General features: G+C 40.0%; 15 protein-coding genes. 8 read left to right on the forward strand and 7 right to left on the reverse strand.

Going from position 1 to position 12,912, the window contains the following annotated elements:
- Positions 1-16: 16 nt before the first annotated feature.
- On the reverse strand, positions 17-205 hold the full coding sequence (locus tag RRG12_RS08245) for a hypothetical protein (protein WP_420758943.1): 189 nt from the start codon (positions 203-205) through the stop codon (positions 17-19).
- 721 nt (positions 206-926) lie between these two features.
- Here RRG12_RS08245 and RRG12_RS08250 point away from each other — a divergent pair.
- From RRG12_RS08250 to RRG12_RS08265, 4 genes are all read left to right on the forward strand, one after another.
- Positions 927-1,532 carry a DUF3038 domain-containing protein gene (locus tag RRG12_RS08250; RefSeq protein WP_069069205.1) on the forward strand — a complete coding sequence of 202 codons (606 nt, stop codon included), beginning with the start codon at positions 927-929 and terminating at the stop codon, positions 1,530-1,532.
- Positions 1,533-1,745: 213 nt separating this feature from the next.
- Positions 1,746-3,419 carry a DUF4335 domain-containing protein gene (locus RRG12_RS08255; protein WP_420758944.1) on the forward strand — a complete coding sequence of 558 codons (1,674 nt, stop codon included), beginning with the start codon at positions 1,746-1,748 and terminating at the stop codon, positions 3,417-3,419.
- 272 nt (positions 3,420-3,691) lie between these two features.
- Positions 3,692-4,924, forward strand: coding sequence for an RNA-guided endonuclease InsQ/TnpB family protein (locus RRG12_RS08260; protein WP_420758945.1), 1,233 nt, complete (start codon positions 3,692-3,694; stop codon positions 4,922-4,924).
- A gap of 211 nt (positions 4,925-5,135) precedes the next feature.
- The gene (locus RRG12_RS08265; protein ID WP_069069207.1) at positions 5,136-5,420 is read left to right on the forward strand and encodes a YiaA/YiaB family inner membrane protein; all 285 of its coding nucleotides are present in this window, start codon (positions 5,136-5,138) and stop codon (positions 5,418-5,420) included.
- A 265-nt stretch (positions 5,421-5,685) separates the two neighbouring features.
- Here RRG12_RS08265 and RRG12_RS08270 read toward each other — a convergent pair whose 3' ends face one another.
- From RRG12_RS08270 to RRG12_RS08280, 3 genes are read right to left on the reverse strand one after another with little or no spacing between them, the layout of a single operon-like run.
- Positions 5,686-6,147: a ferredoxin gene (locus tag RRG12_RS08270; protein WP_069069208.1), complete on the reverse strand. Its 462-nt coding sequence runs from the start codon at positions 6,145-6,147 to the stop codon at positions 5,686-5,688.
- Positions 6,147-6,533 carry a DUF1257 domain-containing protein gene (locus RRG12_RS08275; protein WP_012406942.1) on the reverse strand — a complete coding sequence of 129 codons (387 nt, stop codon included), beginning with the start codon at positions 6,531-6,533 and terminating at the stop codon, positions 6,147-6,149. The genes RRG12_RS08270 and RRG12_RS08275 overlap by 1 nt, the downstream gene beginning before the upstream one ends.
- A gap of 39 nt (positions 6,534-6,572) precedes the next feature.
- Positions 6,573-6,782 carry a DUF2997 domain-containing protein gene (locus RRG12_RS08280; protein ID WP_012406943.1) on the reverse strand — a complete coding sequence of 70 codons (210 nt, stop codon included), beginning with the start codon at positions 6,780-6,782 and terminating at the stop codon, positions 6,573-6,575.
- Between the two features lie 571 nt (positions 6,783-7,353).
- Here RRG12_RS08280 and RRG12_RS08285 point away from each other — a divergent pair.
- The 3 genes from RRG12_RS08285 (at position 7,354) to RRG12_RS08295 (ending at position 10,143) form a co-directional block, all read left to right on the forward strand.
- Complete coding sequence (locus tag RRG12_RS08285; RefSeq protein ID WP_069069210.1) at positions 7,354-7,899, forward strand: protein-tyrosine phosphatase family protein; 546 nt, start codon at positions 7,354-7,356, stop codon at positions 7,897-7,899.
- A 152-nt stretch (positions 7,900-8,051) separates the two neighbouring features.
- Positions 8,052-8,741 carry an SAM-dependent methyltransferase gene (locus tag RRG12_RS08290; protein ID WP_069069211.1) on the forward strand — a complete coding sequence of 230 codons (690 nt, stop codon included), beginning with the start codon at positions 8,052-8,054 and terminating at the stop codon, positions 8,739-8,741.
- 181 nt (positions 8,742-8,922) lie between these two features.
- A complete protein-coding gene (locus RRG12_RS08295) occupies positions 8,923-10,143 on the forward strand; it encodes an ISL3 family transposase (protein ID WP_420758946.1) in 1,221 nt (406 codons plus the stop codon).
- Between the two features lie 74 nt (positions 10,144-10,217).
- On the opposite strand, the gene RRG12_RS08300 is transcribed toward RRG12_RS08295, so the two are convergent.
- The 3 genes from RRG12_RS08300 to RRG12_RS08310 form a co-directional block, all read right to left on the reverse strand.
- Positions 10,218-10,535, reverse strand: coding sequence for a type II toxin-antitoxin system PemK/MazF family toxin (locus RRG12_RS08300; protein WP_256090858.1), 318 nt, complete (start codon positions 10,533-10,535; stop codon positions 10,218-10,220).
- Positions 10,535-10,795 carry an AbrB/MazE/SpoVT family DNA-binding domain-containing protein gene (locus RRG12_RS08305; RefSeq protein ID WP_069069213.1) on the reverse strand — a complete coding sequence of 87 codons (261 nt, stop codon included), beginning with the start codon at positions 10,793-10,795 and terminating at the stop codon, positions 10,535-10,537. Before RRG12_RS08305 ends, RRG12_RS08300 begins: the two co-directional genes overlap by 1 nt.
- Positions 10,796-10,965: 170 nt before the next feature.
- Positions 10,966-11,868 carry a LysR family transcriptional regulator gene (locus RRG12_RS08310; RefSeq protein WP_069069214.1) on the reverse strand — a complete coding sequence of 301 codons (903 nt, stop codon included), beginning with the start codon at positions 11,866-11,868 and terminating at the stop codon, positions 10,966-10,968.
- A gap of 109 nt (positions 11,869-11,977) precedes the next feature.
- Between RRG12_RS08310 and RRG12_RS08315 the strand changes: the two genes are divergently transcribed.
- On the forward strand, positions 11,978-12,841 hold the full coding sequence (locus RRG12_RS08315; RefSeq protein ID WP_069069215.1) for an NAD(P)-dependent oxidoreductase: 864 nt from the start codon (positions 11,978-11,980) through the stop codon (positions 12,839-12,841).
- Positions 12,842-12,912: the final 71 nt, after the last annotated feature.

The raw sequence follows: 12,912 nt of genomic DNA on the forward strand, positions 1-12,912 counted from the left end.
AGCGGATAGCTAAGGTTTAGCCCATTCTGACGACTGACGCCTTTATTCTGTTCGATAAAATTCCACTCACACCCTGATGTTCGGGAACAGAAGTAGAGGGAGTCCTAAATCCATACTTTGCCAAAATTTCTTGCGCTTCTTGTGACAGGATATATGCAGTTAATTTCTCACCAGCAGGATCGGCATTTTTCAGTACTGACAGCACAAGCTATCAGTGAAAAGGCAAAAAAATGCTTTTTCATCGTTATTATATTATTGGGTTACTATTACTACTCAGTGAGTTAGCCATTATCTCTACCCATCAAAGTAATAAATGAGTTTTGATATGTGCGTAGTTTGTGATTGAAGACATAATACCAACTAAGTTGGAAATAATCAATTGGCCAACATCTTCAAATGCTGACTTGATAAAATTTTTCAGTTTGTCATCAATTTCAAGAATGCATCAATCGTCCTGATGTTGCCCAGCCTGTACTGAAATAACAGGCTGCACACAAGTGAAACTGCTGTCCAGCAGCAGAAGCGTCTGTAGTAAACAGCCAAAATATTTGTATAGTAATTATGTATACACAAAGACTAATTAATAAACATCAAGAAATTTCAAAATTTAAACCCGTAAACAAATTAGGAGGTATTCTACATAATTACTTGAGGGTAATTAGCAGTTAGCATTCAAAACAATTGTTTATTTATACTCTTGTACGGAACTAGCTGCGAAAGTCGGATAAACCTTAACTAGAATTGATAATTTTCTACTTTGTCAAAAATAAATTTTCATCTAGAGTAGGACAAAGATACCTGCTGTTTACCACATATAAAAATCTAGCTGAAGCCTCTGGCTCATAGCTATGGGAAACCAAGCTTGATGCTTGAGAGTCTGGTTTCAAAATGGGTAACAGCAACATCCCCTATCAGCTTGATCACCTATGCTAAAAGTTATGCACTCGGCCGCCAACTCAGCCACTCCAAATTCCCAGTGGGAGGATTTAATCAAGCTTCCAGCCCCAAACACAGTTCAATGGGACAATATCAAAACCCAATTAGACTTGGTGCTGTTGGCCCTAGAAACCTTAACTGGGATTGGTTCAGAGGCAATGCTTTCGGCGGCAACTGATCTGAATTTAGAGTCAAGAGTGCCAGACCGCGTAGCTTTATGGCGACTGCGCCAATCAAATCCCCTACGCAAAGGTCAAGGAGGGCGAAAAAAGCTAGATGTCGAAGAAGCGCGATCGCTTGTTCTGATCATCTGCTACCTAGCCAAACAGCACCAGGAATTGATTCGCCGCGCTGTCGGCCTGTTGGAACAAATGGCAGAAAATAACCGGGAACCTCACCAGGCTGCTTTACTTGGAGATTATATTGATGCTTTTTGCAACACCTACCAAGAGCGGATGGAAGAGGACGAGCAAATCTCAACGGATTTACTAACCAACCTGGCCCTAAAACTGCTTGTAGATTTACTTTTTTACAGTGCTCCTGGTGGGCATCGCCGTCTCTGGCTAGCACTCATAGACCGTTCAACAAAATTTTAAATTTTAGATTTGAAATTTCTCAACCAAAATTCGCTCGTGATTTGTTTGCTAGATCAGGAAACTCTTTTGATGGTCGTTAGCTCTTGGGCAATGCACTACGGAAGGAACCTGACAAAGTTTTGAGTGGAGGAATCCGCTGTTTCAACTTTTCCTGGCAAGCAACTGGTTCAATTTTTTGCAAAATCCCAAATAGTCTTCTTCGCAGTTCCTGTCATGCCTCTATCAAATTCTGTCATTCGTTGCTATACACCGCCGACTTGCACGCTAGAAGTATTCGCGCAAAGTTCACCTCTGTCTCGTTGGATGGGGAAAACTGTCCTCAAACACCTAAGCTTTGAGCTACGTTTTGATGATCCCCGACTACCAGAAGAACACAGAGTTCCAATTCGGGGCGATCGCGAACAACTTGAAGCTTTATGTGATGCTGTCACCAGCTACGTACAAGAATTCCTCCAACAGTCTCCAGAGAGCTTTTGGGTAAGTTTCTCCGGTACCCAGCAGTCAAGCACTGCACTGGATGAGCCGGAATTAAAGTCTTCAACAAAAACATTAAATTCCTTTAGTACCCAGATTCCAGGGGCAAATATTCATTTAGAACCAAGCAGCTATTTAACTCACAATTTATTTCTCGGTTCTCTCGCCAATCACTCATCTGGCCCTGTAATTCAACTCAGTCTGCTGCAACTATTTGATTTGGCAAGTGCTTTAGATGAATATTCGACTGATGTCATGGCACTCCCAACTCTCAACAGCACGAGTTCGACTCTGAGATTCCCGGCTTGGGCACCTATTGCCGCAGTATTAGTATTAGGTGTGGGTTTTTTACCAGTTACTTGGCAATATGCTAATACCATTAGGGAAAAGCAACAGCAAACAGCCAAAACATCAGATCCAGAAGCGATAAAGGCTGCTTTAGAACCTTCACCCTCACTAAACTTTCCCACGCCTGAATCCGGGATTACTCTTCCATCAGATAATTTGTTAGGTTCCACCCCTCCACTTTCCACATCAACTTTACCCCAAGCACCTCTAACAGCCCCTAGTTCCAGTTTGTCTACACCGCCACCTCTATTTCCAAATAATGCATTGACAATACCTCAAGGGACGACTGGAACTCTTCCCACTAATGGAGCGATGGCTTCTCTGCAAGACGCTACGCGAACAGCGAACTTCTCTACAAGACGCTCTGCAAGCGCTAACGCACCATCCAACAAAATCCCAGGTCAGGAAATTGCCATATTACCAAATCTGGGACAGAACCCTACAGGATCAAGTTCCCAAGCTGGTACTCTCCCTCAACTGCGGAATTTGCCACCCAGATTATCTGCTAATGCAGGCAGCTTACCAACTAATATCTCACCTGTAGTTCCCCCATCTCTTGGCAATATACCCAATAATAGTGCTGGCAATACCCCTACCCAACCACCGTCACTAAGCTCACAACAGCTAGAGGAAAGAATCAATTCTCTACAGCAACCTTCTCCTGGAGAAAAACCTGCTTCACAACTTCCTTCCTCTAGAACTGCGGAGAACAATCCCTTTATCGATCAATTAGGGGACGAACGCAAACCCCCCACATCCACAGAAGTGGCTACTGGTACATTATTTGATACACCTCAAATAGCAGAAGCTAGAGAATACCTCAAAAAACGTTGGCAACCACCCACTGGACTGGGACAAACATTAGAGTACAGTTTGATAGTCAGCGTTGACGGCACAGTTGAACGAATTTTTCCCCTTAATAAGCCAGCAAGAGAATTCGTTGATAGCACTGGGATGCCTGAAGTGGGTAAACCTTTTGTTTCCCCTAATAGAGGCGGACAAAATGTCAGAATTCGAGTTGTTCTCAGTCCTGATGGCAAGGTACAGACTTTTCCAGATGAATAAGTAAACTAATCTGTTTAATGCCACTTGTAAAACTGGTACAAAGTTTGTACCAGTTTTTATTTAACTATTACGCCGTAAGTCTCCCACTGAATTTGGTACTCCAAATCAGTGGCGAGATATAAGGTGGTTGACGAGGATTGCATCCAATATTAACTTTTTGCACAGCAAAAACAAATATTAGATGTATTACGAGTCAACAATTATTTTCTTTTGCTTACTTATCACAAATTACATATTATGGTAAAATAAATATATTCAGGAGGTGATGTTGAGTGTTGCACAAGGCTGTACAAGTTCGTTTATATCCATCAGTTGAGCAGCAAATTCAATTAGCTCAAGCTTTTGGTTGCGCTCGTTGGTGGTGGAATTATGCCCTAAATAAGTCAATTGAGACTTATAAGGAAACAGGGAAAGGACTTAGCCGTGCAGCACTCAACGCATTTCTTCCTACACTCAAAAAGGCAGAAGAGACTGTGTGGTTAGCTGATTGTTATAGCCAAGTTTTACAGGCTACGACACTCAATCTAACTACAGCCTACAAAAACTTTTTTGAGAAACGTGCTGGATTCCCTAAATTCAAGTCTAGGCATGAAAAACAGTCTATCCAGTATCCTCAAAACGTCAAAATTGTAGATGGCAATGTTAAACTCCCTGGCAATATAGGGGTAATCAAAGCCAAAATACATAGACCGATTGAAGGGAAAATCAAAACTGTTACTGTAAGCAAAACACCTTCTGGTAAATACCTTGCGTCTATACTGACCGAGTTAGAGGGTGAAAACCCAATTATTTCAGAAGGTAAGATATATGGTATTGATTTAGGCTTGAAACACTTTGCTGTTGTAACCGATGGCGAGAAAGTTTCTAAATACGACAACCCTAAACACCTTGCCAAACATGAAAAAAATCTCAAGCGTAAGCAGAAAAAATTAGGACGTAAGGTAAAAGGGAGTAATTCAAGAAATAGATATAGAAGAGTTGTTGCCAAGGTGTACGAGCGAGTTAGTAATTCGCGGCAAGATTTTCTACATAAACTTAGTTATAAGTTGGTCAGCGATAGCCAAGCTGTCATAGTAGAAAATCTTAATGTCAAAGGCATGGTTCGTAATCACAAATTGGCGAAATCAATATCTGATGTAGGATGGGGAACATTCACTAACTTTTTAGCCTACAAACTGGAACGCAAGGGTGCAAAGTTTGTTGAAATTGATAGATGGTTTCCTAGTTCCAAGCTCTGTTCTAATTGTTTCTATCAAATAGGTGAGATGCCATTGGATGTCCGTGACTGGACTTGTCCTCATTGTAATACTCATCATGATCGTGATGGAAACGCAGCCGCAAATATTAGAGCAGAGGGTATCAGAATGATAAAGGCGGAAGGTTCAGCCGTCTCTGCTGTAGGAGGGGAGGTAAGACCAAAACTAGGGCGAAAGTCCAAGTTGCGGCACTCCCTCATGATTACAGAAGCCAACACTGTACTTGGTACTCCAAGTCAGTGTGGGTAGTTCACTCCAATTGCTCTTGAGCTTACTTTTTGGAGTACAGTTATCAAACTGGTCTTACTATTGATACCAGTAAACCTACCCATTAATACAATTACTGTTAACACCAATTCTCTAAAATCAAACTATCTAATAAAAGTTTAGAGGATCAGATTAAATCTTATACCTCTTAATTACGAATTGGTACAAATAACTCATATCAAAGATAAGAAATATGCAAACAATTGGTACTCAAAAAGACAGTCCAGCTTGGGTTATTCAAACTTGGGCAGCTTTTGTGATTTCTATTTCTATGACCACCTTCGGTATTGTAAATTTACCTGTGAACAGTTGGGTAAAAGGATTTATGGGTATGGGTTTAGCTTTTTCTGTTGGCTCAACTTTTACTTTGGCAAAAACTACTAGAGACTTGCACGAAACTAGAAGATTAACTGCTAGGTTAGACGAGGCGAAAGTAGAAAAATTGCTTTCACAACACGATCCTCTAAATTTAAAATGAAGCGAGTTACAGCAATTTTGGATTAAAAGGCTTTACTAAAAAGCTGTTAAAAATTAACTATATTACGAAACAATACTCCTCGGTTAATCACTTTTAACTCGGAATCTGGTTTGGGGAAACAGGTTAAAGGTTAAGGGGTAAAGGTTTTTTCTTTTCCCTTTCCCATTCCCCTTTCCCCCAAAACCCGACAAGTATTGTATTACGAAAAACTAAAGGACTGGATATACCAGTCCTTTATTATATTGATTTAACGTTTGTTTTTATCTTAATAACGGGATTTTTTGGTCTTTAACTTTTGCTTTTTACGCCGACGTTCGCTAGCAGCCACGGCTTGTTCTACCGGATAACCCACTACAGGAATTACCTGATATTTGCGCTCTTCTTCTAAGTTTTTCAGTGCAGTGTAATCAACCCAATGAATACAATCAACTGGACACGTGTCAATTGCTTCTTGGATAAGTTCCTCAGCGTCCCCATCTTGGCGAACCACGCGCGATCGCCCGTAATCTGGTTCAATGTAAAAAGTGTTACGCGCGACATGAGCGCAATGCTTGCAACCAATACAGGTGATTTCGTCAACATAAACACCATTTTGGCGCAGCACACCGCCCAATTCCGGTTCCAAACCAGAACGTTCTGGGGCATCCCGTAAGAAACCCCCTAATTCTGGTTCCAAACCGGAACGGTTCTCTTCTTGTTCTTCCGGCGACGGCAGAAAATCAGCCATTACGCACTCCAGCGCTGTACTACCAGGCGAATTGAACCATCTTCATTTTTTTGTTGTTCAGAAACTTGAAAACCAACACGAGCGGTTTCTTTCACAACTGTTTGATAAGCATAGCGCTGTGTTACCTGGCGCAAAAATCCATCTACAGATAAATCTTGCTGCCAATATTGCAAGTCAGCCACCAGTTCATATTCTTTGCCATTCCATCTAAAACCGATGTCGTAGCCATTTTCCTGCTCAATACTAACTTCCGCAGGATGGGTTTGACCGCGATAGCCACGGACTTCGCGTGGGCCGGGTTTCCAGTCTACGCCCAATTCAGTCAAAGCATCTTTCAAAGAATCAAGGTTACGGATTTGAGTCTTAATTTGGCTAAAGTGTGACATGGTGGTTGTGAATTAATAACACTAAACTACTGTGAAAACTTACCAATCGCTGTAAGTGGTGTGTGTATTCGCCACATTAGATTGCTGCACCTTGGCGGCGAAATATTCTGAGGTTGGCTCATGATTAAGTACTTGCCCTAACTGTGCTTCTATTGCTGCTGTAACTTCAGCGCAAGAAGCACCCACAATGCCAGTGACTTTCTCTTGTACCCGACCGTCTGGATAAATTATGAACTCTAATGTCTCCATTCTTTTGGCCAACCAGGATAAGTACGCTTAAATTGTACTGCCTTAGCAGAAGGCTACAAATATAGCCGTAGGAACATTTTTACTTAGATACAAACCTGCCATTTGTTAACTAATGTTCCATCTTTCAACACATATATCTCAGAATCTTTACAAAACTTATTAATATTATAAGCAGATGCATCAGTATTTAGTTAGTTTCTCTTAACCTCCTTAATTAGTCAAGGTGAGAACTGAAGGTAGCTAGGTAAGCTGCAAAAGTCCTAAGAATAAGCATTAGAGGTAGTATAGCCAGCAAGAGAATTCACAAAAATATAAAATTTCTTGAAAAACTTTATTATTACCATTCGATTTACCTTATTCTCTTCCGGGTAGGTTGGATGCAATGCTGTATCAGCCTAGAGCAAGATAGTGGTGTATACGTAGGTATTGTATTAAGTCTTTGATATAGTGACTTTAGTTAGCATCGGGTGTAAAAGGATTTTTAAACTGCGATCGCTGAAAGCGTTGGCGCAGCTATCGCTATTTTCTGCCATTGGTAAGATTTACTAACCTCGACTCTAGACAGTTCAATATGTACAAGTTTGCCCCAGCTTGGGAGAAGGAGCAAATAGTCTTTGGTGCTGCGCGACCTGGATACACTGACAAGAATGTTCAGGATTGGATAGAATTCATGAAGCGCCAAAATATCAAGCGTGTTTGCTGTCTTCTTGCTGAACAACAGCTAGCTTCTTTCTCTGATCTTCTCACAATGTACAAACAAGAATTTGGGAATCAGGTGGTTTGTTGGGCACCAATTGCAGATTTCCATTTATCTGATTTAGAAACCCTCACACAGAAAATACTTCCTTTCTTAATAGAAGCTGATGAACAAAATGAGAAAGTTATTGTACACTGCTCTGGTGGAATTGGACGTACTGGACATGTGTTAGCGGCATGGCTAGTTAGTATGCGAGGCTTATCAAATCAAGCTGCAATAAATGCTGTTAAGAGAACAGGAAGAAATCCTTATGAAGCTGCGATCGCTGCTGTATTTAGAGGTAGAAATCCCTTGACTGTTCTAAAACAACTTGACGTGCTTCTGAATAATTGCCGTCTAGCAATGCATAAAACATTTTAAGTTTACTATAGGACTCATATTTGATTTCTGAAAAAACTCAGTACAACTAAGAAGCCTTCTTGACTGTTGCCTGTCTACGCAAATTCGTTCAGAAATCAAAGCGTATTCCTATATTATCCTGTTTTAATCAGTCTATTGACGAGGTAAATTCTATGGCAATGGTTTTAGAGAAAGTAGTTCCTTTTGGGAGGTCGATGGATGAATATATAAAAATATTCAATTTAACAAATGCAGATTTAAATAAAAGAATCATTGGGATTGGGGATGGGCCAGCAAGCTTTAATGCCGAAATGACACGTCAGGGTAAAAGTGTAGTTTCTGTTGATCCACTATACCAATTTTCCGGTGATGAAATATTGCAAAGATTTAATGAAGTGGTAGATAACATCATTAACCAAGTCAAGGCGACATCGAATGATTGGGTATGGAGCTATCATAAATCCCCGGATGATTTGCGACAAAATCGAGTCAAAGTTATTCAAGAATTTCTGTCTGATTATGAAACTGGCAAAAAGAGTAATAGATATACAGTTGGTGAATTACCAAAATTGGCTTATGATAATCAAGAATTTGATATAGCTCTTTGTTCGCATTTATTATTTTTATATTCAGACCATCTCGATTACGATTTTCATTTAAATTCAGTAGGTGAGATGTTGCGTATTGCGAAAGAAGTCAGAATATTTCCCCTGATAACTTTAATGTGGAAACATTCACAACATTTAGATGAAATAGTTAAATATTACACTTCGAAAGGTTACAAAATAGATATTGAAAAGGTTGAATACGAACTACAGCCTGGTGGAAACCAGATGTTGAAGATAACCAGATATGTTATGTAATTCGGGTTCTTCGGCTCTTTTTATGGAATAAATTAAAATCATGAAGATTTAATGCCTATATTTTTCAATTTTTTAAGCTCAAAACTGCTGCCCTGTAAAGCTTTACAAGTCTTTAGATATGTTTAGATAGTGAAAATATTATAATCATATTTATAAAATCCAAAAGTTTTTGGCAATCGTCATGAAATTTCCCGTAGACCAAATACTGAATCTTCCAGAGATGAAAGTGTTAGATTTTGAAGAAATTGAAGGGGAAGGAATAATTATAACAATAGAAAAAGCTGTCAACTATTCTGCTTGTCCATCCTGTAAACAAATTACTCACAGTATACATCAAAATCATTGGCGGATGATTCATGATTTATCTTGGAGTGAAAAACGAGTGCTACTAAAAATAAATCGTCGCCAATTCAAGTGTAATAAATGTAAAAAAGTCTTTAGTGAAAAGTTGAATTTTGTAGAGAAGAGTAAAGGATATACTAAAAGATTGGCAATGGAAATAGTTCAACAAGTATTAAATAGCAATATTCATAGTGTCGGCAAAAGAAATGATTTAAGCGATGAAGAAGTCGAATCTATGTTAAAAGGACAAGTATCGCAAATATTAAATATAAATTTAATTCATCTAAAAAGGCTAGGTATAGATGAAATTGCTTTAGTTAAAGGACAAGGAAACTATTTAGCAATATTAGTAGATTTAGATACTCATAAACCAATTGAAATTGTGCATTCACGACGAATAGAAGAAATCAGGGAAGTCCTTGTAAAATGGGGAGTTCAGGTGCTTAAACAAATCGAAGAAGTGAGCATTGATCTCTGGTTGCCTTATAAAAGTTTAGTAGAAGAGTTAATGCCTAATGCTAATATAACTGCTGACAGATTTCATGTTATGAAACAAGTAAATGATGAATTAGATACTATGCGTAAAACCGAAAAGAAAATAGCAATGTCCCTAGAAAATAAATTAGAAAGAGAACGAATATTAAAGGGATTAAATAAAAGCAAATATAGCTTCATTAAAAATGAGGCTTCTTTAAACGAGAAGCAAAAAGAAAAGTTAAAGTCTGCCCAAGAGGTTTCACCTATCTTGGCTAAGATGCATCAACTAAAAGAAGAATTTAGAGAGATATTTGAATCAACTAAATCTTGGGGAGATAGCATAATTAAATTATTAGATTGGATGCATAATTCACTTTTATGTTTTCCCAAAAGTATAGGTACAATGGTTAGATGGTTTGGTGAAATAGTAGGCTATTTTGACGGGAGAACTACAAGTGGTGTTGTAGAAGGAATTAATAATAAACTCAAGTTAATTAAAAGACTAGGATATGGCTTTCGTAACTTTAGCAATTTTCGATTACGCAGTTTATTAAATTGGCATTTTACTATTAATTCTCCATAAAAGTAACCGAAGAACCGTAATTCGTATCTATAAAAAATTGGTATAACCATCGGATGTATAGATTGTTAGGTATATTATTCAGCAAACATTTCAGCCAAAGTATCTAAAACTGCTTTTTGTTCATCCGGGTCAATCTGACCTAGCTTTTTGACTAATCGAGTTTTGTCAACTGTACGAATTTGGTCTAGAACAATTTGCCCATTTTTACCCTGAAACTCACAAGTGACACGAGTCGGATAAGACTGTCCTTTATTTGTCATCGGAGCAACAATAACCGTGGCAATATATTTATTCATCTCATCTGGTGAAATTACTACACAGGGTCTTGTCTTTTGAATCTCACTGCCAATTGTTGGGTCGAGGTTAACCAAAAACACATCAAATCGATTCACTACCACTCCCACTCTAGATGCTCCCACTCTGTAGTTATTGCATCATCGAGCAGTGTATCGTCGTGTTGCTTCGCCATTCTTGCAAATGCTTCATCCCATCCATGACGCGATTGAGAGGCAGCACGGACAATTAGGTGACAATCTTGAATTTCAATTTCCACCTCTTCGCCAATACCACTTTGTTCCAGCAGAAGTTTAGGAATGCGGATACCTTGAGAATTTCCGATTTTAACAATACGGGTTCTAATTGCTGTCCCCATGAGAAGACTTATCCTTGATTGTAATTACATTGTGATTACTAATCAGAATTTTGTCAACAAGCGCTCAATTTTTCAATAATTTTTAATGCGATCGCACTTATCCCTCTTTCAAGAAACACTTGACTTAAAGCTTATGTAGAAAGGGTTTCTTGAAAGAGGGATAACTCATCTTATTTGCAGTCAGAGCATTTTCGTTTTAGAAAGTTAATCATGACTCGCACTTTGTTTGGTAAATAAGTTTGACTAGGGTATAAAAGCCATGCAGCTGTCTCGAAATCCGTCGCAGTCACATGATAATTTGGGAATAAGTCAATAAGCTTTCCCTGAGCGATATCTTCGTCAATCAGCCAGTTGGCTAACAGTGCAGGCCCCATACCAGCAAGCGCACAATCACGAAGTCCTAACGCATTTGATATCACTACATCACCTTCGATAGGTACTTCGCTGACTGTTCCATTATTGTCACGGAATAACCACCTTGATCGGAAGTTTGGTAAAGTGAAAAGTAGGCACTTATGAACTCGGAGATCGTCTGGAACGTGTAAGTACTTCTCACGCTCCACGTAGGCAGGACTAACGCACACTCGGTAGCGCGTGTTGAATAACTTTAGGCAGATAACACCAATCTGAATATTTGGCCCGAGACGGATCGCTAAATCCACCCGTTCAGATACTAAATCAAGATTTGTATCTGTTAGTAGTAGTTCAAGTTTGAGATCGGGAAATAAATCCCGAAATTCTGGGAGTAAGGGCACAAGAAACTTATGACCAAACGCTACTGAGGTCGTGACTCTCAAAGTACCGATAGGGCCAACACTGACTGCAAGGGCTTCGTCACGAGCGTGCTCTAGCTCATCTAACAAAGCATCAACACGACACAGGTAGAGATTTCCGGACTCTGTTAGGGTCATGTGCCGTGTTGTTCGCTGGAATAAGCGTATGCCTAATTCTTCCTCAAGAGAGGCGACGACCCGCGATACAGATGAGGGATCTATATTGTGGTCTCGGGCGACTGCTGCAAAACTGCCTCGACGAGCAACTTCAATGAAAATACGTAAGCTTTCCAAATCCATTCTTGTATATTATGCACGAGTGTGATGCAATAGCAACTATTGATACCATTTGATAGATAAAGTAAGCTGATGCCCAAGAAAACAATCATCTCTCTAAGGAAATAATTATATGTCTATAGTTGCTGTACTTGGTATGGGTGCGATGGGGTCGCCCATGGCCGCAGCACTTTTAAAGGCAGGTCATGAGGTTAAAGTATGGAACCGAAGTCCAGATAAGACAGCTCCTCTTGTGGAGATGGGGGCTGAAGCCGCCGATACACCTCGTGCAGCTGTGAAGGAAGCAGACTTTGCTATCTGCATGGTGCGAGATGACGATGCCTCAAGGGATGTATGGTTAAATCCTGATACTGGTGCACTGGCTGGCTTGTCTAAAAACTCCGTAGCTATTGAAAGTTCAACAATAACTGTTGCTTGGGCGCGGGAACTTGCAAAGCACTTTTCTCATGAAGGAATCACCTTCTTGGATGCACCAGTAGCTGGTTCTCGCCCACAGGCAAAAGCAGGCCAGTTAATTTACTTTGTTGGTGGTGAAGCCGATGCTGTTGCAAAGGCAGAGCCAGTTTTAAAAGCTATGGGTAACGCTGTACACCATGCTGGGCCAAGTGGAAGCGGAGCAGCTGTCAAACTTGCTGTCAATGCGCTGTTCAGTGTGCAAGTTGCAACTGTAAGCGAGTTGATTGGACTTATGCAACGTTGCGGACTAGATGAAACCAAAGTGATGGACATTGTGTCCTCAACTCCGGTGTGTAGCCCAGCAGCTAAAGCAGCCGCAGGTGGAATACTGGCTCGCAACTTTGCCCCAATGTTTCCTGTTGAGCTTGTGGAGAAAGATTTAGGTTATGTGTTCGACACAGCCAAACTAAATGGCGCGTCAGTGCCAATGGCGGAAACAGCTTGGCATATATTTACAGAAGCTATCAAGCAAGGTCACGGTGATGAGAACATCACTGCTGTGTCTCATCTCTATCTATAGATATATAGTTTTGTAGTTGGCTTTGGTTTTCATATTCAGGCTGAGTGGGGAACGAAATATGGTAATAGGCA

It is taken from the genome of Nostoc sp. CALU 546 (assembly GCF_048836525.1).

What these genes read in the sequence shown, in the direction of transcription:
- RRG12_RS08250 (WP_069069205.1), top strand. Translation starts at nt 927, where the DNA reads ATGCTAAAAGTTATGCACTCGGCCGCCAACTCAGCCACTCCAAATTCC.
- RRG12_RS08255 (WP_420758944.1), top strand. Translation starts at nt 1,746, where the DNA reads ATGCCTCTATCAAATTCTGTCATTCGTTGCTATACACCGCCGACTTGC.
- RRG12_RS08265 (WP_069069207.1), top strand. Translation starts at nt 5,136, where the DNA reads ATGCAAACAATTGGTACTCAAAAAGACAGTCCAGCTTGGGTTATTCAA.
- RRG12_RS08270 (WP_069069208.1), bottom strand. Translation starts at nt 6,147, where the DNA reads ATGGCTGATTTTCTGCCGTCGCCGGAAGAACAAGAAGAGAACCGTTCC.
- RRG12_RS08275 (WP_012406942.1), bottom strand. Translation starts at nt 6,533, where the DNA reads ATGTCACACTTTAGCCAAATTAAGACTCAAATCCGTAACCTTGATTCT.
- RRG12_RS08280 (WP_012406943.1), bottom strand. Translation starts at nt 6,782, where the DNA reads ATGGAGACATTAGAGTTCATAATTTATCCAGACGGTCGGGTACAAGAG.
- RRG12_RS08285 (WP_069069210.1), top strand. Translation starts at nt 7,354, where the DNA reads ATGTACAAGTTTGCCCCAGCTTGGGAGAAGGAGCAAATAGTCTTTGGT.
- RRG12_RS08290 (WP_069069211.1), top strand. Translation starts at nt 8,052, where the DNA reads ATGGCAATGGTTTTAGAGAAAGTAGTTCCTTTTGGGAGGTCGATGGAT.
- RRG12_RS08295 (WP_420758946.1), top strand. Translation starts at nt 8,923, where the DNA reads ATGAAATTTCCCGTAGACCAAATACTGAATCTTCCAGAGATGAAAGTG.
- RRG12_RS08305 (WP_069069213.1), bottom strand. Translation starts at nt 10,795, where the DNA reads ATGGGGACAGCAATTAGAACCCGTATTGTTAAAATCGGAAATTCTCAA.
- RRG12_RS08310 (WP_069069214.1), bottom strand. Translation starts at nt 11,868, where the DNA reads ATGGATTTGGAAAGCTTACGTATTTTCATTGAAGTTGCTCGTCGAGGC.
- RRG12_RS08315 (WP_069069215.1), top strand. Translation starts at nt 11,978, where the DNA reads ATGTCTATAGTTGCTGTACTTGGTATGGGTGCGATGGGGTCGCCCATG.